The organism is Micromonospora sp. SL1-18, assembly GCF_047921505.1.
Classification (GTDB): domain Bacteria; phylum Actinomycetota; class Actinomycetes; order Mycobacteriales; family Micromonosporaceae; genus Micromonospora.
The window spans coordinates 1-23183 of the sequence record NZ_JBLROA010000003.1 but is presented as its reverse complement, the minus strand read 5'-3'; the positions used below and the strand labels follow the sequence as shown (position 1 = coordinate 23183).

Annotated in this window: 20 protein-coding genes and 1 pseudogene; 11 read left to right on the top strand and 10 right to left on the bottom strand. The window is 72.4% G+C overall.

Annotated features, from left to right (window positions below):
- The first annotated feature begins 57 nt into the window (after positions 1-57).
- Entirely contained in the window at positions 58-1251 is a 1194-nt protein-coding gene (locus ACNAW0_RS01870; protein ID WP_416285882.1) for an RNA polymerase sigma factor, read from the top strand.
- 81 nt (positions 1252-1332) lie between these two features.
- Here ACNAW0_RS01870 and ACNAW0_RS01865 read toward each other — a convergent pair.
- The 6 genes and pseudogenes from ACNAW0_RS01865 to ACNAW0_RS01840 form a co-directional block, all read right to left on the bottom strand.
- A pseudogene (locus ACNAW0_RS01865) lies at positions 1333-1470 on the bottom strand (cellulose binding domain-containing protein); the annotation flags it as partial.
- Positions 1471-1508: 38 nt separating this feature from the next.
- Positions 1509-2183: a response regulator gene (locus ACNAW0_RS01860; RefSeq protein WP_416285881.1), complete on the bottom strand. Its 675-nt coding sequence runs from the start codon at positions 2181-2183 to the stop codon at positions 1509-1511.
- Complete coding sequence (locus tag ACNAW0_RS01855; protein WP_416285880.1) at positions 2180-3478, bottom strand: sensor histidine kinase; 1299 nt, start codon at positions 3476-3478, stop codon at positions 2180-2182. The genes ACNAW0_RS01860 and ACNAW0_RS01855 overlap by 4 nt, the downstream gene beginning before the upstream one ends.
- A gap of 43 nt (positions 3479-3521) precedes the next feature.
- The gene (locus tag ACNAW0_RS01850; RefSeq protein ID WP_416285879.1) at positions 3522-4367 is read right to left on the bottom strand and encodes an ABC transporter permease; all 846 of its coding nucleotides are present in this window, start codon (positions 4365-4367) and stop codon (positions 3522-3524) included.
- Complete coding sequence (locus ACNAW0_RS01845; RefSeq protein WP_416285878.1) at positions 4367-5311, bottom strand: ATP-binding cassette domain-containing protein; 945 nt, start codon at positions 5309-5311, stop codon at positions 4367-4369. The genes ACNAW0_RS01850 and ACNAW0_RS01845 overlap by 1 nt, the downstream gene beginning before the upstream one ends.
- A 444-nt stretch (positions 5312-5755) precedes the next feature.
- The gene (locus ACNAW0_RS01840) at positions 5756-6616 is read right to left on the bottom strand and encodes a hypothetical protein (protein WP_416285877.1); all 861 of its coding nucleotides are present in this window, start codon (positions 6614-6616) and stop codon (positions 5756-5758) included.
- A 174-nt stretch (positions 6617-6790) separates the two neighbouring features.
- On the opposite strand from ACNAW0_RS01840, the gene ACNAW0_RS01835 reads away from it, so the two are divergent.
- Positions 6791-7252: a MarR family winged helix-turn-helix transcriptional regulator gene (locus ACNAW0_RS01835; protein WP_416285876.1), complete on the top strand. Its 462-nt coding sequence runs from the start codon at positions 6791-6793 to the stop codon at positions 7250-7252.
- Positions 7253-7326: 74 nt separating this feature from the next.
- Here the strand turns inward: ACNAW0_RS01835 and ACNAW0_RS01830 are convergent, their stop codons facing one another.
- A complete protein-coding gene (locus tag ACNAW0_RS01830; protein WP_416285874.1) occupies positions 7327-8394 on the bottom strand; it encodes an FAD-dependent oxidoreductase in 1068 nt (355 codons plus the stop codon).
- A gap of 54 nt (positions 8395-8448) precedes the next feature.
- On the opposite strand from ACNAW0_RS01830, the gene ACNAW0_RS01825 reads away from it, so the two are divergent.
- From ACNAW0_RS01825 to ACNAW0_RS01815, 3 genes are all read left to right on the top strand, one after another.
- Positions 8449-9030, top strand: a complete 582-nt coding sequence (locus ACNAW0_RS01825; RefSeq protein WP_416285873.1) for a TetR/AcrR family transcriptional regulator — start codon at positions 8449-8451, stop codon at positions 9028-9030.
- 260 nt (positions 9031-9290) lie between these two features.
- Entirely contained in the window at positions 9291-11012 is a 1722-nt protein-coding gene (locus tag ACNAW0_RS01820) for an endonuclease/exonuclease/phosphatase family protein (protein ID WP_416285872.1), read from the top strand.
- 120 nt (positions 11013-11132) lie between these two features.
- Complete coding sequence (locus ACNAW0_RS01815; protein WP_416285871.1) at positions 11133-12095, top strand: TIGR03557 family F420-dependent LLM class oxidoreductase; 963 nt, start codon at positions 11133-11135, stop codon at positions 12093-12095.
- 176 nt (positions 12096-12271) lie between these two features.
- Here ACNAW0_RS01815 and ACNAW0_RS01810 read toward each other — a convergent pair whose 3' ends face one another.
- Entirely contained in the window at positions 12272-13246 is a 975-nt protein-coding gene (locus ACNAW0_RS01810; RefSeq protein ID WP_416285870.1) for a hypothetical protein, read from the bottom strand.
- 34 nt (positions 13247-13280) lie between these two features.
- On the bottom strand, positions 13281-14138 hold the full coding sequence (locus tag ACNAW0_RS01805; protein ID WP_416285869.1) for an endonuclease/exonuclease/phosphatase family protein: 858 nt from the start codon (positions 14136-14138) through the stop codon (positions 13281-13283).
- A 242-nt stretch (positions 14139-14380) separates the two neighbouring features.
- On the opposite strand from ACNAW0_RS01805, the gene ACNAW0_RS01800 reads away from it, so the two are divergent.
- From ACNAW0_RS01800 to ACNAW0_RS01775, 6 genes are all read left to right on the top strand, one after another.
- The gene (locus ACNAW0_RS01800; RefSeq protein WP_416285868.1) at positions 14381-15181 is read left to right on the top strand and encodes a PP2C family protein-serine/threonine phosphatase; all 801 of its coding nucleotides are present in this window, start codon (positions 14381-14383) and stop codon (positions 15179-15181) included.
- Between the two features lie 110 nt (positions 15182-15291).
- Entirely contained in the window at positions 15292-16122 is an 831-nt protein-coding gene (locus ACNAW0_RS01795) for a universal stress protein (RefSeq protein ID WP_416285867.1), read from the top strand.
- Positions 16123-16248: 126 nt separating this feature from the next.
- On the top strand, positions 16249-18651 hold the full coding sequence (locus ACNAW0_RS01790) for a phosphoketolase (protein WP_416285866.1): 2403 nt from the start codon (positions 16249-16251) through the stop codon (positions 18649-18651).
- A 5-nt stretch (positions 18652-18656) separates the two neighbouring features.
- Entirely contained in the window at positions 18657-19529 is an 873-nt protein-coding gene (locus ACNAW0_RS01785) for a universal stress protein (protein WP_416286016.1), read from the top strand.
- Positions 19530-19551: 22 nt separating this feature from the next.
- Complete coding sequence (locus ACNAW0_RS01780; RefSeq protein WP_416285865.1) at positions 19552-20562, top strand: Acg family FMN-binding oxidoreductase; 1011 nt, start codon at positions 19552-19554, stop codon at positions 20560-20562.
- Positions 20563-20652: 90 nt separating this feature from the next.
- The gene (locus ACNAW0_RS01775; protein ID WP_416286015.1) at positions 20653-22323 is read left to right on the top strand and encodes a GAF domain-containing protein; all 1671 of its coding nucleotides are present in this window, start codon (positions 20653-20655) and stop codon (positions 22321-22323) included.
- Positions 22324-22372: 49 nt separating this feature from the next.
- On the opposite strand, the gene ACNAW0_RS01770 is transcribed toward ACNAW0_RS01775, so the two are convergent.
- Positions 22373-23011, bottom strand: a complete 639-nt coding sequence (locus ACNAW0_RS01770) for a response regulator (protein WP_416285864.1) — start codon at positions 23009-23011, stop codon at positions 22373-22375.
- Positions 23012-23183 lie beyond the last annotated feature (172 nt).

The following is a 23183-nucleotide window of genomic DNA, read 5'->3' as shown; positions in this document are numbered from 1 at the left end:
ACCCCGGAGCGGACCGCCGAGGACCTGCTGCGCGAGCTGGCGCCGCAGGTCCTCGGCGTGCTCGCCCGCCGGTTCGGTGACTTCGCCACCGCCGAGGACGCGGTGCAGGAGGCGCTGCTGGCCGCGGCCACCCAGTGGCCGGTCGAGGGGCTGCCGGACAATCCGCGCGGCTGGCTCGTCCAGGTCGCGTACCGCCGGATGATCGAGCTGGTCCGGGCCGAGGCCGCCCGGCGCGACCGGGAGGACCGCGCCGCCCGGCGGGAGGGCGACCATCGGCGGACCGCGCCGGCCGCCGACGAGGCGCTGCTCACGGACCGGGACGACACCCTGGTCCTGCTCTTCCTCTGCTGCCACCCGACGCTGTCGACGGCGTCGGCGCTCGCGCTGACCCTGCGGGCGGTGGGCGGCCTCACCACCGCCGAGATCGCCCGCGCCTTCCTCGTGCCCGAGGCCACCATGGCGCAGCGGATCAGCCGCGCCAAGCAGCGCATCCAGGCCTCCGGGCTGCCGTTCCGGATGCCGGACGAGGGCGAACGGGAGTCCCGGCTCGCCACGGTGCTGCACGTGCTCTATCTGATCTTCACCGAGGGGCACACGGCCAGCCTCGGCGACGAGCTGCGCCGGGTGGACCTGTCCGAGGAGGCGATCCGGCTGACCCGGGCGATGCACGCGCTGCTGCCGGACGACAGCGAGGTGACCGGCCTGCTCGCCCTGATGCTGCTCACCGAGGCCCGCGCCGCCGCCCGGGCCGGCCCGTCGGGCGAGCTGATCTCGCTGGCCGACCAGGACCGCAGCCGGTGGGACGCCGCCGCGATCGCCGAAGGGACCGCGCTGGTCACCCGAGCGATGTCCCGGGGACCGGTCGGGCCGTACCAGTTGCAGGCGGCCATCGCCGCGCTGCACGACGAGGCGCCCACCGCCGCGCGGACCGACTGGCCGCAGATCCTCGCCCTCTACCAGGTGCTGGAGCGACTCTCCGGAAACCCGGTGGTGTCGCTCAACCGCGCGGTGGCCACCGCGATGGTGCACGGCCCGGCCGCCGGGCTGGACGCCCTCGCCACCCTGGACGCCGATCCCCGGCTGGCCGGGCACCACCGCCTCGCCGCGGCCCGGGCGCACCTGTACGAGATGGCCGGCGACCGGGAGCGGGCGGTGGCCCACTACCGGGCCGCGGCCGGCCGGACCACCAGCCTCCCGGAGCAGCGCTACCTGCAGATGCGGGCCGCGCGGCTGGCCTCCGCCCCCGGCTGATCCACTCAGGATCCGGCGGGATGCCGCCTCGTCGCCGATCCGACGGATGGCCGGGCCCGTGCGGACCCGGCCACCGGTTGGTCAGCTCGCGGTGCAGGTCACCGCGGGGGCGGTGTTGGTGCCGTTCCACGTGCCGAGGAAGCCGAAGCTGGTGCTGGTGCCGGCACCGAGCCGGCCGTTGTAGTCGACGTTGCGGGCGGTGCTCGGGCTGAAACGGTTGAGACCTGTCCTCACCACGTCGGTTTTAGGGGTGGTGATCAGCGGACGGGCCGGGTGAGTCCGGTGTCGTAGGCGATGATCACGGCATGGACCCGATCTCGGGCGCCGAGTTTGGTGAGGATCCGGCTGACGTTGGTCTTGATGGTGGACTCCGCCAGGTGGAGATGGGCGGCGATCTCCTTGTTGGTCAGCCCGGTGGCGAGGTCGCGCAGGACTTCGCGCTCGCGGTCGGTGAGCTGGGCCAGGCGCGGGTCGGTCACGCCTTCGGCGGTGCCGGTCGCGCTCTCGGGTGGGTTGCGGGTGTACGCATCGAGCAGGCGGCGGGTCAGTGCCGGGGCGGCGACCGCATCGCCCGCGGCGACCGCCCGGATGCCGTTGAGGAGTTCCTCCGGTCGAGCATCCTTGAGCAGAAAGCCGCTGGCACCGGACCGAAGCGCTTGATAGACGTACTCGTCCAGGTCGAACGTGGTGAGGACGAGGACCCGGGAGCGATCACCGCGGGCGGTGATCTGGCGGGTGGCTTCGATGCCGTCCATGCCTGGCATGCGGATGTCCATGAGCACGACGTCGGGGCGCAGTCGTGCGGCCAGCCGGATGGCCTGCGCGCCGTGCTCGGCCTCACCCACGACGGTGATTCCGTCGTTGCCATCCAGCAGCATCCGGAACCCGAGCCGCTGCAGCGGTTGGTCGTCGACGATCAAAACGGTGGTCATGGTCGCTCCGGTCGGGGCGAAGGTCGGGCAGCGCGGGGCAGGATGGCGTGGACGATCCATCCTCCCTCTGGCCGGGGGCCGGCCGTGGCGCCGCCTCCTGCCAGGGCCGCACGTTCGCGGATACCGATGAGTCCCTGGCCCGCTCGGCCGCCGTCCCGGGCTGGGGTCTGGTCGGGTGGGCCGGTGTCCGTGACGGTGAGGTGCACCTCCTCGTCGGTGGCCTCGACGGCGACGCGCACGCTGGTGCGCGGGCCCGCGTGTTTGATGCTGTTCGTGGTGGCTTCCTGGATGATCCGATAGACCGCGAGCTGCAGGTCGCGGGCCAGGTGACTGAGGTCGCCGGCGGTAGTGTAGGTCACCTGAGGTCCGGCGGCCCGGACATGGTCGAGCAACCGATCAAGGTCGGCGACGCCGGGCTGCGGGCTGAGTTCGGCGTTCTCCGCGGTCGCAGTGCCGTCGAAGGGGCGTTCACGGAGGGCGTCCAGGGTGCGCCGCAGCTCGGTCAGCGCCTGGCGAGCGGTGTCGCCGATGATGTGCAGGGCCTGCGCGCCGGCGGCCGGGTTGGTTTTGATCTGGAACTCGCCGCCGTCGGCCAGGCCGACGATGACGGCCAGGCTGTGGCCGAGAATGTCGTGCATTTCGCGGGATACCCTGGCCCGTTCGGCGAGGGTGGCCAACCGTTCGCGCTGTTCCCGCTCGGACTCGGCGCGAGCGGCCCGTTCGGCCAGCGCCGCGAGCCGTGCCTGTCGGTCTCGCGCGACCAGGCCCAGGGCGGTGCCTGCGGTGGCGGCGCTGGTCAGGAAGAACAGCCCGACCCAGAACTGCTGATGGAGCTGCGGCACCCGGAAGGCGGCGATGGGCAACGCGGCCAGGGTGGTGGTGCCGACCCAGGGCAGCAGCCGCAGGGGCGCGTATCGGGCCAGGGTGTAGAGGCAGATCATCAGGCATAGGTCGCTGCGCGGGATCACCCCGGTCGTCCAGTGCACCAGACACAGGGCCAGGACGACGGTGAACACGGTCAGCGGCGCCCGGCGGCGCCAGGCCAGCGCGGCGCACTGGACCGCGATCGTGATCGGCACCAGCGCGCCGGGCACTTCGGCTCCAGGGCCGAGGCCGTGGAGGATGGACGGCTCCCGATGCCAGGTGACCTGACCGAGCAGCAGAGTGCCCGCGGCCAACAGGGTGTCGAACCACCAGGGGTGGGCGCGGAACGCCCAGTGGACCCTGCGTAGCGGTTCGGGCCACGCGGGAGCGTGACCCGAACCTATTGCTGCGGTGGGGGTAGGGACTTTCACGATGACTGCCCTCGTGCTGCGGGTCGTGTGACCAGGCAGCGTCTCACGCGTCGGTCCGGGCCAGCCGCCAGGCCGCAGCCGCCAGAGCCAGGGCGGTCCAGCCCGCGAATACGGCGAGCCCGGCCTGCGGGGTGAGGGCGTGCGCCGCCTGGTGCAGGGCGAACATCGAGCCACCCGCGTTGCCCGGCAGGTAGGGGCTGATGTCGTCCCGCAGACTCTCCGGCAGCAGCTCGGACAGCAGAGGCACCAGCAGCAGGGAGGCCGCGAGGATGGAGATTCCGCCGGCGGCGGAGCGGACCAGCGCGCCCAGCGCCACGCCGAGCACGCCCACCAGCGCGAGGAACGCACCCGCCCCGGCCAGACTGCGCAGCACCCCCGACGCCGAGAGCGACAGCGCGACGTCCGTGCCCTGGAGCGGCCCCGCTCCGGCGAGGAAGGCGAGGAACGCGCCAGCGCTGCCCACGACGAGGGCTACCACCGCGAAGATCGCACTCTTGGCCCACAGAACCGGAAGGCGGCGGGGCACTGCCGCCAGCGTCGCGCGGATCAGCCCGGTGGAGTATTCACCCGCGGTGATCAGCACACCCAGGGTGCCCAGCGCGAGCTCGGCGAACTTCATCCCGGTCAGGGCGATGCTGACCGCGTTGGCGGCGGAGCCCGGGTTGCCTCCGCCCGGGCCCATCAAGCCGGGTCCGCCGGGGCTGTAGGTCGACGCGCGGATCAGGCCGAGCAGGACCAGGAAGAACAGGGCCAGGCCCAGCGTGATCCAGGTGGAGCGCAGAGACCACAGCTTGGCCCATTCCGAGCGCAACACCCGGGCACCGGTGACGCGGTAGACGGGACGTTCGGCCGTCCGGGGAACGGCGGGGGCGGAGGATGGCGTGGTCATCAGGAAGCGCTCCAAGACGTGCTGGCAAGGGTGGGGGTGGTGGCGCCGTGGTACTCGACGGCGTCGCCGGTCAGGGACATGAAGGCGTCCTCCAGAGAGACGGCTCGCGGGGTCAGCTCGTACACAGCGATGCCGTGCTCGGCCGCGACCGTTCCGATCTGACGTGCCGTCAACCCGACGACCTCAAGCTCCTCCGAGCCCGCCGCGCCGGTGATCTCGACGTCCGGGCCGAGCAGCAGCTCACGGAGCCGGGCCGGGTCGCTGCTGGCCACCTTCACGCTATGCCCCCCAGCGTCGTGGATGAACTGCTCCACGGTGGTGTCAGCCAGGAGCCGGCCGCGCCCGATCACGATGAGCTTGCTCGCGGTCTGCGCCATCTCCCCCATCAGATGCGAGGACACGAACACCGTCCGCCCTTCGGCGGCAAGGCTGGTAAGCAAGCCCCGGATCCACAGCACGCCCTCGGGGTCCAGCCCGTTGACCGGCTCGTCGAGGATCACGGTCTGCGGATCGCCGAGCAGCGCCGCGGCGATGCCCAGACGCTGGCCCATTCCGAGCGAGAACGCGCCAGCCCGCTTGCGGGCAACCGCTGCCAGCCCCGCCAGCTCGATCACCTCGTCCACCCGGCGTCGGGGGATGCCGTGGGTGAGCGCGAGAGCGTTCAGATGGCTCACCGCCGAGCGCCCCGGATGGATCGACCGCGCCTCCAACAGCGCTCCGACCTCCTGGAGCGGGGCCTCGTGCTTGCGGTAGCAACGGCCGTTCACCCGGGTCGATCCACTGGTGGGGGCGGCCAGCCCCAGGATGACGCGCATGGTGGTGGATTTCCCGGCACCGTTCGGCCCCAGGAAACCGGTGACCTCACCTGGCCGGACGGTGAACTCCAGATGGTCCACGGCGGTCTTGTCCCCGTACCGCTTGACCAACTGACGGACCTCGATCATGGTCGTGCCCTTGCTCTCGGTGTGCAGGCTGACGGCCGCTCTCCGGGCCGCAAGACCACCGTAGGAAGTCCGGAGCCGGCCGCAGCGGTACCGCAGTCCCTTTCGCTGGCGGGGAGAGGTACCGCGGTGCCTCCCCCGGCCCGTACCGGGACTGGAGGCCCACGACGCCCGTGAAGTCGGTATCCGAGGACGATCCGCTCGGAAGGAGATGCGCCGGCCACATTGGCACGGTGTTGCGTACGACCGAGCACAGCGACACCGACCCGCGTTGGGATGGGCCGTGTTCGCTGCTCTGGGCGATTTGCCTGTGCTGCTGCATGAGGTCAGCGTTTAGGGTCAGCTCCGGAAAACCGCAGGCGGCCTGCGGCGATGACCCGCGCTGTCTTGCGATCCTGGGTCGCGGCGGGCCTGGCGGCCACCGGTCTCGTCGGTCCCGCGTGGCCGTTACCGCTTGGTGAGGACGCCGCTGCTGAGGACGAAGGTGCCGCCGCGTTCATCCGTGCCGACCATCATGGCGGCCTGCCGCCTCCCGTCGGTGACGATCGTGTAGTAGGTGAGGGTGATCGCGGCGAGGCTGGGGAGCATGCAGGTCTGGACCGGGGGATCGAGCTTGGCGGTGCTGCCGCGCGCCAGCAGTGTCCAGGTGCAGCCCTCGTCGGTCCGTACGGTGATCCTGTTGGCGTAGTCCCGGGTGATGGTGACCTGACCCTGCTGCGGTGACTCGATCATTCTCGGGGCGCCGTCCGGGGCGGTGTACTGGGTGGTGCGGATGTTGATCCTGGACTGTGGATCGGACGGGTCGTACGTCCAGGTGCCGAGGAACGGTCGCGCGGCGTTGGGGTCGTCATTGGCCTTGGTACGGGCTCCTTTGTCCAGGACGAAGTCGTAGTCGCGGTCGGGATGGTGACTCTTGGCGATGACGGTCTCCCGCTCTCGCTTGCCGTCCACGCTGACGGTCCACCTCGTGATCGTGTAGGAGACGTGCAGGGTGGGGTTGTGGCAGAGCTGGGCTGGCGGGTCGAGCTCCAACCTGCGGGAGGCAGCCTTGAACCGCCAGGTGCACCCGACGTCCGTCCGGCCGATGATCCCGCCGTCGTCGCCGAGGGTGAACACGATGTCCCCGATCTGCGGCGCCTGCAGCCCGCCGTTCGGCAGGTTCATCACCGCGATGTTCGTCATGTCGGCGCGGTCGGGCAGGTCGTAGTTCCACCTGCCCAGATACTGTCCGAGATCCGCTCCCCCGGCGTCCGCCGCTTCGGCTCCGCGCTGCGGTGGCAGGCCGGCCACAACCACGGTCAGCGCCATCGTGAGGGGGGCAAGCCGGCGAACCCACCGTCGAACGGGTGTCACGCGTCGTTCACGCATCGTCTCCTCCTGACGTACGGGTGGTCGCAGATGGGCAACCACGCGGTGTAACCTAGGTTCTCGGAAACCTGATCGCTAGGCTTCCTAGATAAGCGGTTACCTAAGGGAGCGGCGATGTCCAGCGAAAGTTCGAGATTGATCGGGGAGATCACCGAGCGCATCGGCAGCACCATCGAGCGCGCCACGGAGATGAACCAGGTGGCGGCCGGGGTCATCGGGGTGAACGCCACCGACATGCGCTGCATCCAGATGCTGCAGCACGGCCCGCTCACCGCCGGTGAACTGGCCCGCCGCACGGGCCTGACCACGGCATCCATGACCGGTCTGATCGACCGGCTGGAACTGGCCGGTCTGGTCGCACGCGTCCGAGACCCCGCCGACCGCCGGCGCGTCCTCGTCGAACTTCAACCCGATCGCGCGCGCTCAGACATCGCGCCGGTGTTCCTGCCGCTGATCCGCGCCTGGCGCGGTGTCATGGCCAAGTACGACGAGCGTGACCTCCGCGTCATCGCCGGGTTCCTCGAGCAGATCGAGGGAGCCATCGATTCCGAGGTCAACCGACAGCGGAACCGCTGAGCAGTCCAGTTCAGCAGGCACAGTTCTCGGTGGGCGTTCGAACCCGCCTCGTCCCGAGGCCGCCTTCCGCAGGGTCAGTCCGGTGGTCCGGTCAGCATGCTGGCCCGGAGCAGTCCGTCACGGATCCAGAGGGCTCGGCGCATCCGGTTCATCCGCGCCGCCACGTTCGAGATACGGGCCAAGCGTTGGGTGGGCCGGCGCCGCTGCCGGTCGTAGGCGCGCAGCCCGTCCCGTACCGCTGGGGCGTCACGGAGGCAGGCCGCCAGGGTGACGGCATCGATGAGTGCCTCGCACCCGCCTCGACCTAGGTCCGGAGTCATGGCGTGGGCCGCGTCGCCGATGAGCGCGACGTTGTCCCGGGTGAACGTCGGCAACCACGGCGTCACGTACACGTCGTGGCGCAGGACCTCCGATTCGCTGATGGCGTCGAGCACGGCGCGGACCGGGGCTGCCCACGAGCCGAACCGCCGCCGCAGGGTGGCCAGCTCCGAACCGGGGGTGAAACTGCCCTCCGGCGCGGCGGCGGCGGCGTACCAGTTCGTCCGCCCGCCCTCCTGGGGTGTGACGCCGAACTTGGCGCCCGCTCCCCAGGTCTCGACAAAGCTGTCGGTGGGCATGTTCTCGACGTACCCGCGCCAGGCGGTGCCGCCGGAGTACCGGGCCCGGTACCGCTCGCCGAGCAACTCCGTGCGAGCCTGGCTGAAGACGCCGTCGGCGGCCACCACCAGGTCGAACTCCTCGCGCAGTCGCGTCAACTGCCGCACCTGCGGCGTGCCGAACCGCAGCGCCGTTTCGCCCATCGCGCGGTGCAGGACTGTCAGCAGCGCCGGTCTGGACAACAGGTAGACCGGGTCGCCGCTGCGCCGCTCCAGCCTGGCGGTGTCGATCGTGGCGATCCGGGTGCCGTCCGGTCGGCGGAACTCCCCGACGCTCTGCCGCCGGCCCAGCTTGCGGACGTCGTCGCCCACGCCGAGCGTGTCCAGGGCGCGCAGGGCGGCCGGCCACATGCCCAACGCGGTGCCCGTCGCCGGGATCTCGGCGTCTCGTTCGTAGACGGTCACTCGCCAGCCGCTCCGCCGCAGGGCGATGGCTGTCGCCAGGCCGCCGATGCCGCCACCGATGATCGCCGCAGTATCGACCATACCCACGAAGCTACTACAGCTGTTGTCCTACGACTACTGCTGTAGTATCAGCTGGTGCCGTCCCGTCAAGAGGTCCTGCTCGACGCCGCGATCGCCGTCATCGGCACCCAGGGCATGCGCGGGCTTACCCACCGCGCGGTCGACGCGGCTGCGGGAATGCCGGCGGGCTCGACGTCGAACTACTTCAAGACCCGGGACGCGCTCGTGAACGCGGTGGTCGCGCGCTTCGCCGCGCGCGAACGGGCCGCCTGGGAAACCATCGCCGATCTGGTGCGGCTCCGCAGCCGTGCCGAGTTGGCCGCTGCGCTCACCGCCTACGTTCACCGCGCCGTAGGCCCAGATCGGGTCATGACCATCGCCCGCTACAGCGTCTTCGTCGAGGCGGCCCTGCGTCCCGAACTGCAACCGCGGCTCGCCGAGGCGCAGCGGGCGATCCGGGAGTGGGGCGCGCAATGGTTACGGGCGGTTGGATCCACCGCCCCCGAGGCCGAGTGCCGACAGATCCTCGACCAACTGGACGGCATCATCCTGCACCAACTCGCGTTCCCCGATCCCACCCTCGACCTGGGGCGGGCGATCGCGGCTGCGGTCGGCAGGCCCGGGCGACCCTCGTCCGCGGGCGCGAACCCCCGCTGAGCCACCCCGGCCACGCCCAGCAACTGTCCGGCCACATTGGCCGCGCTTGCCGCATTGGCCGCGCTTGCCGCCGTACCCGTCAGCTTCGGCCTGGTCATGATCACATTACGAACGCGACATCATCAGGCTACCTAAAATATCGATACCCGTGATCGCATTGGGCGTCCGGCCGAGCCGGCCGGAGCGGAGCTGATGAGAGGAACCTGATGGGCATTTCGCGCCTTCGGCTCAGCATGCTGAGTGTGTTGTCGTGTGCCGCTGTGGTCGCAACGGGCCTGGTCGCCGTGCCGGCGTCGGCCGCCACGGTCAGTATCCACACGGTTCAGGGCACCAAGCGTAAGTCGACCTCCGGGCAGGTGACCGTCACGGGCGTGGTGACCGCGACCCGCGCCGGGCAGGGCTACTGGATCCAGGAGCCCAACCCCGACGGCGACCCGCGCACCAGCGAGGGCATCTACGTCTACGGCGGCACGATCCCGGCGATCGGCGCGATGGTCCGGGTGACGGGGACCGTGTCCGAGTACTACCCGGGGGGTTCCACCAACGGCGGCCAGTCGCTCACCGAGATCACCTACCCGTCGGTCACCACGCTGTCCACCGGCAACCCGCTGCCGGCCCCCGTCGTGCTCACGGACGCGTCCATCCCGGACACCTACGCACCCACCGGGAGCCTGGAGTCGCTGACGCTGGACCCGTCGGCGTACGCGCTGGACCTCTTCGAGTCGCTGGAGGGCATGCGCGTCCAGATCGACAACGCCCGCGTCGTCGGGGCGTCCACCAAGTACAACGAACTGTTCGTCACCGCCAAGCCCAACCAGAACCCGACCCCGCGCGGCGGCACCGTCTACGGCTCGTACGCGTCGCAGAACTCGGGCCGGCTCAAGGTGGAGTCGCTGACCGGTGCGGCCTTCCCGCAGGCGAACGTCGGTGACGTGCTGGTCGGCTCCACCGTCGGCCCGCTGGACTACGACAACTTCGGCGGCTACCTGATCGCCGCGTCCACCCTCGGCGCCCGGCAGGACAACCGCCTCGCCGGCGAGCAGACCGCCGCGCAGGCCACCGACCATCTCGCGGTGGCCACGTACAACGTGGAGAACCTCGACCCGACCGACCCGCAGTCGAAGTTCGACCGCCTCGCCGCCGGCGTCGTGACCAACCTCCGCTCGCCCGACATCGTGGCGCTGGAGGAGATGCAGGACAACAACGGCCCCACCGACAACGGCGTTGTCGCCGCCGACCAGACGTTCAACAAGCTGATCTCCGCGATCACCGCCGCCGGCGGCCCCACCTACCAGTACCGCCAGATCAACCCGCAGAACAACGCGGACGGCGGCGAGCCGGGCGGCAACATCCGCGTCGGTTTCCTGTTCAACCCGGCCCGGGTCTCGTTCACCGACCGGCCCGGCGGCACCGCCACCGCCGCCGTCTCCGTGGTGAACAACGGCGGCAAGGCGCAGTTGTCGTACTCGCCGGGCCGGATCAGCCCGAGCAACACCAACTGGGCGTCGACCCGCAAGCCGCTCGCCGGCGAGTTCGTCTTCCAGGGGCAGACCGTCATCGTCATCGCCAACCACTTCTCCTCCAAGGGCGGTGACCAGCCGCTGTACGCCCGCGTGCAGCCGCCCACCCGCAGCTCCGAGACGAAGCGGCAGGCGCAGGCCAGCCTGGTCAACACCTTCGTCAAGCAGATCTTCGCGGTCCAGTCCTCAGCCCGCGTCGTGGTGCTCGGGGACATCAACGACTTCGAGTTCTCCGGCACCATGACCAACCTGCTCACCGGCACCCCGATGACCGACCTGATCACCACCCTGCCTGTCGGCGAGCGGTACAGCTACGTCTACGACGGCAACTCCCAGGTCCTCGACCACATCTGCGCCAGCACCACCTTCACCGCCAGCCAGTACGACGTCGTGCACGTCAACTCCGAATTCGCCGACCGCGCCAGCGACCACGACCCCCAGGTCGTCCGCCTCACCATGTAAGACGCCACTCACACGATGGGCCCGGGGTCTACCCCCGGGCCCCACCGTTCCAGCGGACACAGGGTTGACCGCCGCGTGCCGGGGTATCCGGTGAGGATCCGCCCGGGAAGGAGAGGCGCCATGGTCAGCGTCGGCTACACCCTGCTGTGCGAGCAGTCCGGCCCGAAGGAACTGGTCGACCATGCCGTACGCGCCGAGGCCGCCGGCTTCGACCACCTGGTCGTGTCCGACCACTACTACCCGTGGCTCGAGTCGCAGGGTCACTCCCCCTACGCCTGGTCGGTGCTCGGGGCGGTCGCCCACGCCACCAGCCGGATCGGGCTGATGTCCTTCGTGACCTGCCCGATCCGCCGCTACCACCCGGCCCTGGTGGCACAGAAGGCCAGCACCATCGGGGTGCTCTCGGACGGCCGGTTCACCCTCGGCCTCGGCGCTGGGGAGAACCTGAACGAGCACGTGGTCGGCGGCTGGCCGCACGTGGAGCAGCGGCACGAGATGTTCGAGGAGGCGCTGCAGATCATCCGGCCGCTGCTCAACGGCGAGACGTTGACCTTCTCCGGCAACCACTACGACGTGCCCGACGCGTACGTCTGGGACCGGCCGCAGCATCCGGTGCCGATGGCCGTCGCCGCGTCCGGCCGGCAGTCGGCCACCCTCGCCGCCGATTACGCCGACGGAATGATCGCCACCGAGCCGCTGCCGCAGCTGATCGAGATGTACGAGCAGGCCGGCGGCGCGGGCCGGCCCCGCCACGGGCAGGTGGCGATCTGCTACGGCCCGGACGAGGCCGAGTGCCGCAAGATCGTGCACGACCAGTTCCGCTGGTTCAACCTGGGCTGGAAGGTCAACGCCAACCTGCCCGACCCGAACGCGTTCGCCGGGGCCACCCAGTTCGTCCGCGAGGAGGACGTGGCCATGAGCATCTCCTGCGGGCCGGACGTGGACCGGCACGTCGAGGCGTTCGGGAAGTTCATCGACGCCGGGTTCACCCACGTGGCGCTGGTGCAGGTCGGCGGCGACGGCCAGCCGATGTTCCTGGACTGGGCGCAGGAGGAACTGCTGCCCCGGCTGCGCGAGCTGTGACCCGTCCGCCTGAAAAGGTGGAGTCCATGCGTATCGGGAACACGGAGATCCGACCGGCCGGGGGCGGTCTCGGCTGCCTGCTGATGATCCTCTTCTCGGTCCTCGCCTCGGTGGTGCTGACCGTGCTGCTGAACCTGCTCCGCTGAACCGCCTATGGTGACAGCAGAACGCGGGCGTCAGCGGCGCAGGCCCAGGGCGGTGAGCACCTCCCGGCTGGTGAGCCGGACCGGGTCCAGCACCGCGCGGCGCAGCCAGCGGCGGGTCGGCCCGACCGTGGCCCGCCACACCGCCCGCACCCCCCGCGCCGCCGGGACGACGGTGGCCCGCCAGCCGGCGCGGACGGCCCGCCCCAGCGGTACGGCGGTGTGCCGCCACAGCCAGCGCACGGCCCGCCCCACCGGGCGCAGCAGCACCCTGTGGAGGAAGCGGAGCACCCGTCCGGCGAGCCGCCAGGCGCCGACGATCGCGTACACCAGCACCCGACCGACGGCGATGAGCCCGGCGGCGAGCGCCCGAGCAGCGGCCGCCAGCCCCCGGCCGAGCATCGCCAGCCCGGCAGCGAGCGCGCGGGCGAGCACCCGCAGCCCGGCCAGCAGCGCCCGCCCCACCGGTGCGAGCACCCGGGCCAACCAGCGCAGCGGCCGGAGCACCAGTTCCCGGATCAACCAGGCCAGCGGCGCCCACAGCAGATGCCGGGCCGCCCAGGCCAGCGGACGCCAGAGCGCGTGCACCACCACCCAGGCGACCCGCTGCGCCAACCACACCGACGGTTGCCAGAGCAGGCGCACCGCGGCCCAGGCCAGCCCCCTGGCCAGCCACACCAGCGGCAGCCACAGCAGGGTCCGCGCGGTCCAGGCCAGCGGGAGCAGCAGCCAGCGGTACAGGAACCGACCGGTGGGCGTGAGCAGGTACCGGTCCAGCAGCCGACCGGTGGCGACGGCCAGCTCCCACCCGAGGCGTACCGGAAGCACCACGGCCAGGGCGATGCCGCGGGCGACGGCCGCGACCAGCGGAGGCGGCTGTCCGTCGGTGGCCGGGCGGCCCGGAGCGGGCGGGCCGGTCGGGGTGCCGGGCACTGCGGTGGCGTCCGCCCGCGGCGGCAGTGTGGGCCGGGGCGGGTCGGACGGGCGCAGGGCTGGGGTGCCGGTCACGGCGTCACCGTAGCCATCTGCGGCAACAGCCGGCTCAGTCGGCCGTCAGCGCCAGGTCGGCGACGACCGGATAGTGGTCGGAGGCGGTGTCGGCGTCGCCGCCGCGGACCACGCGGACCGCGCGGGTCAGGGCGGCCAGCTCCGGGGTGGCGAGCAGGTAGTCCAGGCGCATCGCCGCGAACTCGGCCCCGCCGTGCCGGGTCGGCACGGTCGGCCCGTCCGGCTCGCCGCCGTCGTCCTCCTGGGCGCAGGCCGCGCCGGCGGGACCAGCCGTGCCCTCGCCGCCACCGGTGTGCGGCCAGAGGTCGACCAGGCCGGCGTCGAGCAGGCGGGCCACCGCGCGGGTGTCGACGGTACGGTCGTCGCGGCGCAGGTGCCGCCGCCGGTACCGGGAGGGCAGGCCGGCCAGCCGCGCGGTGTGGTCGACGGTCGGGTCGAGCGTGTTCAGGTCCCCGGCGAGCAGGGCCAGCCGACCCCCGGTGCGCCGGACCGCCGCCGCGAGCCAATCCGCCTCCATCCGCCGCCGCCCACCGGACCACGGGTTCAGGTGGGTGCTGAACACGGTCAGCGGACCGGCCCCGGTGGCCACCTGGACCTGGGCGGTGGCGTGGTGGAAGGGGCGGCGTACCCGGCCGGAGCGGAGCATCCGCAGCGGCGCGCGGACCAGCACCGCGACCGGCTGCCCGAACCAGGAGCGGGCCAGGTACGGCGTCATGCCCAGCCCGCCGGCCAGCTCCGCCATCCGGCCGGCGCGGTCGAGCCCGCGCAGCTCCTGCAGGGCCAGCACGTCGGGGCGCTGCGCGGTGACGACCGCGACGATCCGGTCCCACCGGTCGGTCCCGTCGCGGTCCCGTCCGCCGGTAAGGATGTTCCAGGTCATCACGCGCAGCATCGGCGTCCGGTCAGTCCTCCCGGCCGGCCTTGGCCAGCTCGTCGTCCAGCGTGGTTTCCTTGACCGCGGTCACCCCGCACCTCCCTTGTCGGCCGCGAGGCGCGCTGTACCCGGTTCGCGGGTCGCGTACACCACCGACGAGCGCGCGGGCGGTCAGGTGGTCGTCGTCGGCCTCGTACTGATCGGCCCGACACGACCGCGACCCGCCGGTCGCGGGCCTCGGTCGGTGTTACCGTCCGCTGATGTTCCGCCGCCGCTCACCGGACCGACCCGTCGACGCCACCCGTCGGCTGGCCGTCGGGCGGCTCACCCTGGAGATCGCCGGCGGCAGCGTGGTCGGGCACCACTACCCGGAGAACTTCGACGTGCTGCACGTCGACCCGGAGCTGCCGCTCGCCGCGGTCGTCGACGGCATGGGCGACGGGGAGGGCAGCCGGGTCGCCGGCGCCACCGCGATGAGCACGTTCGTGGCGGAGGTCCGCGCCGGCTGGCCGACCTTCGGCGCGCGCGAGCTGCGCGCCGCCACGGCCGAGACCCAGCTCCGGGTACGCCAGGCCGGGGCGGGACTGGCCGGGCTGACCGGCTGCACGCTGACCGCCCTGGTCGCCGAGCCGGACGGCGAGCAGGGCTGGCTGGTCCAGCTCGGCGACTCGCGGGCCTACCGGCTGCGCGACGGGCTGCTGGAGCTGATGACGGTCGACCACACCCTGGCCTGGCTCGGACTGCTGCACGGCTGGTGGCCGGCGAACTCGCCGGAGGCGGCCCGGGCCCGCTACCAGCTGCTGCGCTACGTCGGCCATCCGGACAAGCCCGAGCCGGACGTGCTGGCCGTCCCGCTGCGGACCGGCGACACCTGGCTGCTCTGCACCGACGGGGTGAGCGACCAGCTCGGCTACCACCGGCTACGGGACCTGCTGGCCGCGCGGCGCGACCCGGCGCGGACCGTCGACGCCCTGCTCTCCGCCACGCTGGACGAGGGCGGCGACGACAATGCCACCGCCGTGGTGGTCCGCGTGCTCCCCACCGTCCCCACTCCCCGCTGACCACCACCGCGCCCCTCGGTGGGGCCGGCGGCGGTTCGGCCGTCTCGGTCCATACGGACGCGTCCGCGGCTACGGTGGGTGAGGAGAGTGCGGGCGGGAGGTGAGGCGGGATGGCCACGCCCACCTACGACGCGGTGGTGGTCGGTGTCGGTGGGTCCGAGGAGGACCTCCAGGTGGTCCGCACGGCCGCCCGAGAGGCCGCCGTGCACGATCGGCTGCTGCACCTGCTGCACGCCTTCAACTGGACGGCGGCCCTGCGGGAGCCGTCGGTGGCCGGGTCGCGCGTCGCCGCCGAGCACCTGCTGCAACGCGCCGAGCAGGCAGCCACCGAGGTCGAGCCGACCATCCCGGTACGGGGGGAGATCGTCGAGGGCGCACCGGTCGAGGCGCTGCTGCGCGCCGCCGAGTCGGCGTACCTGGTGGCCCTCGGCGACGGCGGGATAGCCTCCTGCCCGACCTGCGTACCATCCGACGCCCCGGCCATCCAGGTCGCCGCCCGCGCCGGCTGCCCCGTACTGGTGGGCCGGGCGGAGCCGCCACCGCAGGGGCCGGTGCTGGTCGGCGTGGACAGCTCACCGTCCGGCGACGCCGCCCTCGGCTACGCCTTTGACTGTGCGGAGCGGCGCGGCGCTCGGCTGCTCGCGATCCGGGTCGTCGAGCCCGGCCGCCCCGACCACAACGGCGACCCGCTGGCCGAGGCGGTGGCCCGACACGCCGCCCGGCACCCCACGGTCGCCGTCGAGTGCCACACGCTGCCCGGCGACCCGGGCGGCGTCCTGGTCGAACAGTCCCGCTCGGCGCAGCTGGCCGTGGTCGGGGCGCGGGGCGAGGATCCGCTGCGGGGAATGCTGGGCGAGGTCAGCCAGAAGCTGCTCTACCACTCCCCGGCGCCGGTGATCGTCGTCCGTGGACTCGGCGCGGAAGGTGTGGAGAGGCCATGATGCCCGCGCCGTCCGGGGCCAACGGCCCTGATCCGCTACCGGCCCGGACGGGGACGCTGGGCATGCCCGGGCGGAGATCCGCCCTCGGGTGGCAGAAGTCCCCGAGCCACGAGAGGCTATTGCCGCATGGACACCGCTCTCGACCTGCACAGCCCCCTGACCGCAGACGAGCTGCGCCGGCTTGACGCCTACTGGCGAGCGGCCAACTACCTCACCGTCGGGCAGATCTACCTGCTCGCCAATCCGCTGCTGCGCGAGCCGCTGAAGCCCGAGCACGTCAAGCCGCGGCTGCTGGGGCACTGGGGCACCAGCCCCGGCCTCAACCTGATCTACGCGCACCTCAACCGGGTCATCGTCGACCGGGACCTGTCCGCCATCTTCGTCACCGGCCCGGGCCACGGTGGCCCCGCCATGGTGGCGAACACCTGGCTGGAGGGCACGTACAGCGAGCTCTACCACTCGGTGGGCCGGGACGAGACCGGCATGGCCCGGCTGTTCCGCCAGTTCTCGTTCCCCGGTGGCATCCCCAGCCACGTGGCACCCGAGGTGCCCGGCTCGATCCACGAGGGCGGTGAGCTGGGCTACGCGCTCAGCCACGCGTACGGGGCCGCGTTCGACAACCCGGACCTGCTGGTCGCCTGCGTGATCGGGGACGGCGAGGCGGAGACCGGCCCGCTGGCCGGGAGCTGGCTGTCCAACGTCTTCCTCAACCCGGCCCGGGACGGCGCGGTGCTGCCCATCCTGCACCTCAACGGCTACAAGATCGCCAGCCCCACGGTGCTGGACCGGATCCCCGCCGAGGAGCTGCTCGAACTGATGCGCGGCTACGGCTACCAGCCGTACGTCGTCGAGGGCGACGACCCGACCAGGGTCCACCAGGGCCTCGCCGCGACCCTGGACCGGGCGGTCGACGAGATCGCCGCGATCCAGCGCCGGGCCCGCTCCGGCGGCCCCGTCGAGCGCCCCCGCTGGCCCATGATCATCCTGCGTACGCCGAAGGGCTGGACCGGCCCCAGGGAGGTCGACGGCAAGCACGTCGAGGGCACCTTCCGCGCCCACCAGGTGCCCATCAACGAGGTGCGGGACAATCCCGCGCACCTGGCCGAGCTGGAGCGCTGGCTGCGCGGCTACCGGCCGGAGGAACTCTTCGATGCCACCGGCGGTCCGGTCGCCGAGCTGGCCGCCCTGCCGCCCACGGGCGACCGGCGGATGAGCGCCAACCCGGTGGCCAACGGCGGACGACTGCTGCGCGACCTGGACCTGCCCGACTTCCGCGACTACGCGGTCGACGTGCGGCAGCCGGGCGAGCCGGTCGCCGGCGCGGCCGGGGCGCTCGGCCCCTGGGTCCGCGACGTGATCAGCCGTAACCCGCAGGCCTTCCGGCTCTTCGGGCCCGACGAGGTCTCCTCGAACCGGCTCGGCGCCGCCTTCGAGGTCACCGACCGCGCGTTCGTGGCCGACACGGTGCCCGGCGACGATCACCTCTCGCCCGACGGCCGGGTGATGGAGGTGCTGTCGGAGCACCTGTGCCAGGGCTGGCTGGAGGGCTACCTGCTGACCGGCCGGCACGGCATCTTCACCAGCTACGAGGCGTTCATCCACATCGTCGACTCGATGGTCAACCAGCACGCCAAGTGGCTCAAGGTGACCCGGCTCATTCCCTGGCGGGAGCCGGTGGCCTCGCTGAACTACCTGCTGTCCAGCCACGTCTGGCGGCAGGACCACAACGGCTTCTCGCACCAGGACCCGGGCTTCATCGACCACGTGATGAACAAGAAGGCGGAGGTGGTGCGGGTCTACCTGCCACCGGACGCGAACACCCTGCTCTCCACCATGGACCACTGCCTGCGCAGCCGGCACTACATCAACGTGGTCGTGGCCGGCAAGCAGCCGGCGCCGAACTGGCTGACCATGGACGAGGCCATCCAGCACGCCCGGCGCGGCCTGGGCATCTGGGCCTGGGCCAGCACCGACCAGGGCACCGAACCGGACGTGGTGCTCGCCTGCGCCGGCGATGTGCCGACGCTGGAGACCCTGGCCGCGGCCGACCTGCTCCGTCAGCACCTGCCCGAACTGAGGGTCCGGGTGGTCAACGTGGTCGACCTGATGCGCCTGCAGCCGCCGTCGGAGCACCCGCACGGCCTGCCGGACAACGAGTTCGACACCATCTTCACCCGCGACCGGCCGATCATCTTCGCCTACCACGGCTACCCGTGGCTGATCCATCGGCTCACCTACCGGCGGACCAACCATGGCAACCTGCACGTGCGCGGCTACAAGGAGGAGGGCACCACCACCACGCCGTTCGACATGGTGATGCTCAACGACCTCGACCGCTTCCACCTGGTCATCGACGTCATCGACCGGGTGCCGGGGCTCGCCTCGCGCGCCGCGCACCTGCGCCAGGAGATGGTCGACGCCCGGCAGTCCTGCCGCGACCACACCCGCAGGTACGGCGAGGACGATCCCCGGGTCGCCGAGTGGCGGTGGATCCGCGAGACCGAGCAGGGCCTGCGGAGCGGCAGGTGAGCACCGTGAGCTCCGACGAGATCCTGGTCGGCTACGACGGCTCCGTCGACGCCACCGTGGCCATGAACTGGGCGCTGGACGAGGCGGGCCGCTCGGGCCGGCCGGTGCGGCTGGCGTACGTCTTCGAATGGCTGACGGTGGCCGGCTGGGTCGGCCCCGGCGTGGCGCCCGGGATCTGGCCGGACGACACGGCCCGACGCCAGGTCGAGGAGATGGTCCGGTCGGCGGCGGCGGACGCCGCCGCCGACCGACCCGGCCTCACCGTGCACGGCGAGGTCTTCGACGGCCCGCCCGCCCTGGTGCTACAGGAACGCTCGGCCCAGGCGGGGATGCTGGTGCTCGGCAGCCGGGGGCAGGGCGGGTTCGCCGGTCTGCTCGCCGGCTCCACCGCGGTCTCCGTCACCGCCCACGCCCACTGCCCGGTCGTGGTGGTACGCGACGGGCAGGCGGCCACCTCCGGTCCGGTGGTGGTCGGCATGGACGGCTCCGAATCATCGCTGCGGGCCCTCGGCTTCGCCGTCGAGCGGGCCGCCCAGCGGGACGTCCCGCTGCGGGTGCTCCGGGCCTGGGGGCCGCCCGGTGACCGGCGGGTGCCCGGCTTCGACCCGCAGCAGGCCACCGCCACCGAACGGGCGGCGGTCGAGCAGGAGCTGGCCCAGTGGCGGAGGACCTTTCCCGACGTGCCCGTCGAGGTCCAGGTGGCCCCGGGCAACCCGGCCGCGCTGCTGGTCGAGGCGAGCCGCGAGGCGCAGCTCGTGGTGGTCGGCAGCCGGGGCCGGGGCGGGCTGCGCGGCATGCTGCTCGGCTCGGTCAGCCAGCAGCTCATCCACCACGCGCACTGCCCGGTCGCGGTAATCCGGGAAGAGGGGGCACGATGAGGGAAACGGAAAGGTCGTGACGATGAGCCACGAGACGCCCGCTACCGGCCGGGCCCTGACCACCGCGCTCACCGAGGCCGCCGCGACGTCCGGTCGCGCCCCTTCGGTGCACAACACCCAGCCGTGGCGCTGGAAGGTGCTCTCCGACGCGTTGGAACTGCGCGTGGTACGCGATCCCCGGCTCGCCGCCACCGACCCGGAGAACCGGCTGGTGACGCTGAGCTGCGGCGCGGCGCTGCACCACGCGCGCGTGGCGCTGGCCGCCGAGGGCTGGACGGCGGTGGTGGAGCGGCTGCCCGACCCGACGCAGCCGCAGCTGCTCGCCCGGCTCACCGGGTTCCGGCACACCGGGGCGGACCCGGACGCGATGCATCTCGTGCAGTGCATGCAGGTCCGGCACACCGACCGCCGGCCGGTCCGCGAGGAACCGGTGCCGGGCCCGGCCGTCGACGCGATCGTGCAGGCGGCCGGCGCGGAGGGGGTACGGCTTCAGGTGCTGCACCCGGACCAGGTGCTGGAACTGGCCGCCGCGGCTGGGCAGGCCGCCGCCATCGCGGCCGAGGAGCCGGAGCTGCGCGAGGAGCTGGAGTACTGGACCAGCCGGGCCGACGCGGGCACCGGGCTGCCGCCCGAGGTGCTGCCCGAGCGGGCGCCGGAGACCACTGTGCCGGGTCGGGACTTCGGCCGCACCGGCACCCTGCCGGTCGGGCCCGGGCACGACCGGGCGGCCGTCTACGGGATCCTCTGGAACACCGAGGACGAGCCGGACAACTGGCTGCGCGCCGGTGAGGGACTCTCCGCCGCCTGGCTGACCGCCACCCGGCTCGGCGTGTCGATGGTGCCGCTCAGCGGCGTGGTGGAGGTGCAAGGCACCCGGCAGACCGTGCGGCGGCTGCTTGCCGGGCTCGGCTTCCCGTTCCTGGCGCTGCGGCTGGGGCTCGCGGACCCGGCGCACGCGGGGCCACCGCACACCCCGCGCCTGGCCACCGAGCAGGTCGTCGACACCTCCGCGGTCCGCGCCGGCGGCGCCTAGGCCTCGTCCCCGTCGGCCGCCGGGCGATACCATCGCCCGGTGGCGAGCGCACCGAATCCCCGGAACGAGCACGTCACCCCGTCGCTGGGCCTGACCCCGCTGTCCCGGGTGCGCCTCGACGAGCTGCTCCAGGAGATGCTGGATCGGGTCGGCGAGGTGGTCACCAGCCGGGAGCGGCTGCGTGCCCTGCTCGACGCGGTGGTGGGCATCAGCACCGACCTCGACCTGCGCAGCACCCTGCAGCGGATCGTGCAGGCGGCGTGCGAGCTGGCCGGCGCGAAGTACGGCGCGCTCGGGGTGATCGGTCACGACCGGCTGCTGCACGACTTCGTCATCCACGGGATCGGCCCGGAGCTGCGCGCCAAGATCGGCGACCTGCCGCACGGCCGGGGCGTGCTCGGTCTGCTCATCGACGACCCCCGGCCGCTGCGCATGCCGGACATCACCCAGCACCCCAGGTCGTACGGCTTCCCGCCGAACCACCCGCCGATGCACAGCTTCCTCGGCGTGCCGGTCCGCATCCGCGACCACGTCTTCGGCAACCTCTACCTCGCCGAGAAGCAGGGCGCGGCCGAGTTCACCGAGGACGACGAGGAGATCGTGGTGGCGCTGGCCGCCGCGGCCGGCGTGGCGGTCGAGAACGCCCGCCTCTACGCGCTGGCGCACCGGCGGGAACGCTGGCTGGCCGCCACCGCCGAGATCACCTCGGTGCTGCTCGGCGAGGTCCGGCGCACCGACGCGCTGACCCTGGTGGCCCGGCGTGCCCGGGAGGTCGCCGAGGCGGAGCTGGCGCTGGTGCTGCTCTACGACGAGGACGAGAGCCAGTTCACCGTCGAGGTGGTCGACGGCGCCGACGAGAGCGTGGGGGCCCTGGTCGGCGCGGTGCTGCCGGCCGCCGAGACCACCTTCGCCGGCTCGGTCACCGAGGGCCGGCACGAGCCGCTGGACAACCTCGCCGAGGCCGCCCCCTGGCCGCGCCCGGTGGTCGCCGGCCCGGCGGTGGTCTCGCCGCTCGCCGCGGCCGACGCCCTGCACGGTGTCCTGGTGATCGCCCACCGCCCCGACCACGCTCCCACCGGCGAGGACGACGTCGCGCTGCTCAACAGCTTCGCCGGTCAGGCCGCGCTGGCCATGGAGCGGGCCCGGGGCCAGGAGGAGCGGGAGCTGCTGGTGGTCCTGGAGGACCGCGAGCGGATCGCCCGCGACCTGCACGACGTGGTGATCCAGCGACTCTTCGCCACCGGCCTGCAGTTGCAGAGCGGGGCGATGAACGCGCGCCCCGAGGTGGCAAAGCGGATCAACGCCGCCGTCGACGACCTGGACGCCACCATCCGGGACATCCGGCGGACCATCTTCGAACTGCGCACCCCGATGAGCGCAGCGCTGCGTACCGAGATCCGTGAGGCGATCGAGGTGGCCGCCGAGTCGCTGGGCTACCGGCCCCACCTGGACCTGATCGGCCCGATCGACAGCGCCGTCCCGGACGAGCTGCGTCCCGAGCTCACCGCCGTGCTCCGGGAGGCGCTCTCCAACGCCGTACGCCACGCGCAGGCCGACCGGGTGTCGGTGACGGTGCGGGTCGACGCCGGCCGGGTGACGGTCACGGTCACCGACGACGGGGTCGGCTGCGACCCGGAGGCGGCCCGCAGCGGCCTGGTGAACCTGCGCGAGCGGGCCGAGCGCCTCGACGGTGACTTCCAGTTGAGCCGGGTGCTGCCGCACGGCACCGAGCTGCGTTGGAGCGTCCCGCTGCGCGACTGAGCCGCGCCGCGGGCCAGCGCCGGCGGATCGGTCCGGCCGGGCCGGGTCGTCAGTGCCGCTGGCCGAGCAGCCGGGTGGCCAGCACCGCCGCCTGCGTACGCCGCTCCAGGCCCAGCTTGGCCAGCACGCTGGAGACGTAGTTCTTCACGGTCTTCTCGGCGAGGAACATCTTGCCGGCGATCTCCCGGTTGGTGAGCCCCTCCGCCACGTACTCCAGGATCCGCCGCTCCTGCTCGGTGAGCGACTTCAGTTCGCGTGGCTGCTCGACGCCGCTGCGGATCCGCTCCAGCACCCGGGTGGTGATTGCCGGGTCGAGCAGGGACTGCCCGGCGGCCACCCGGCGCACCGCGTCGACCAGGTCGGTGCCCCGGATCTGCTTGAGCACGTACCCGGCGGCGCCCGCCATGATCGCGGCGAACAGCGCCTCGTCGTCCTCGTACGAGGTGAGGATCAGGCCCTTGATCGAGGAGTCCACGGCCCGGACGTCCCGGCACACGTCGATGCCGTTGCCGTCGGGCAGCCGGGCATCGAGGATCGCCACGTCGGGGCGGAGCGCCGGGATGCGGCGAGCCGCCTCCTGGGCGGAGCCGGACTCACCGACAACCTCGACGTCACCGCTGCTGGTGAGCAGGTCGGCAAGGCCACGACGGACGACCTCGTGGTCGTCGAGCAGGAACACCCGGATCATCCGTCCTTTCTACCTCCACAGCCCGATTTCGCGCACGGGCCGAAGGTCCCGACCGCGACGCTGCGGCGGGCAGCCGGTCCCTCGAGATGGGGACCTTGGGCCCTGCTCGCGTAACCCCTGGTTGACGCACTGTTGACGGGAGCCGACCGGGAGGCGGCACCCGCCTGCCACG

Coding starts and splice junctions, on each gene's coding strand:
- ACNAW0_RS01800 (WP_416285868.1), top strand. CDS start 14,381: ATGTTCCGCCGCCGCTCACCGGACCGACCCGTCGACGCCACCCGTCGG.
- ACNAW0_RS01815 (WP_416285871.1), top strand. CDS start 11,133: ATGGTCAGCGTCGGCTACACCCTGCTGTGCGAGCAGTCCGGCCCGAAG.
- ACNAW0_RS01770 (WP_416285864.1), bottom strand. CDS start 23,011: ATGATCCGGGTGTTCCTGCTCGACGACCACGAGGTCGTCCGTCGTGGC.
- ACNAW0_RS01835 (WP_416285876.1), top strand. CDS start 6,791: ATGTCCAGCGAAAGTTCGAGATTGATCGGGGAGATCACCGAGCGCATC.
- ACNAW0_RS01780 (WP_416285865.1), top strand. CDS start 19,552: ATGAGCCACGAGACGCCCGCTACCGGCCGGGCCCTGACCACCGCGCTC.
- ACNAW0_RS01790 (WP_416285866.1), top strand. CDS start 16,249: ATGGACACCGCTCTCGACCTGCACAGCCCCCTGACCGCAGACGAGCTG.
- ACNAW0_RS01860 (WP_416285881.1), bottom strand. CDS start 2,183: ATGACCACCGTTTTGATCGTCGACGACCAACCGCTGCAGCGGCTCGGG.
- ACNAW0_RS01850 (WP_416285879.1), bottom strand. CDS start 4,367: ATGACCACGCCATCCTCCGCCCCCGCCGTTCCCCGGACGGCCGAACGT.
- ACNAW0_RS01840 (WP_416285877.1), bottom strand. CDS start 6,616: ATGGCGCTGACCGTGGTTGTGGCCGGCCTGCCACCGCAGCGCGGAGCC.
- ACNAW0_RS01845 (WP_416285878.1), bottom strand. CDS start 5,311: ATGATCGAGGTCCGTCAGTTGGTCAAGCGGTACGGGGACAAGACCGCC.
- ACNAW0_RS01830 (WP_416285874.1), bottom strand. CDS start 8,394: ATGGTCGATACTGCGGCGATCATCGGTGGCGGCATCGGCGGCCTGGCG.
- ACNAW0_RS01795 (WP_416285867.1), top strand. CDS start 15,292: ATGGCCACGCCCACCTACGACGCGGTGGTGGTCGGTGTCGGTGGGTCC.
- ACNAW0_RS01805 (WP_416285869.1), bottom strand. CDS start 14,138: ATGCTGCGCGTGATGACCTGGAACATCCTTACCGGCGGACGGGACCGC.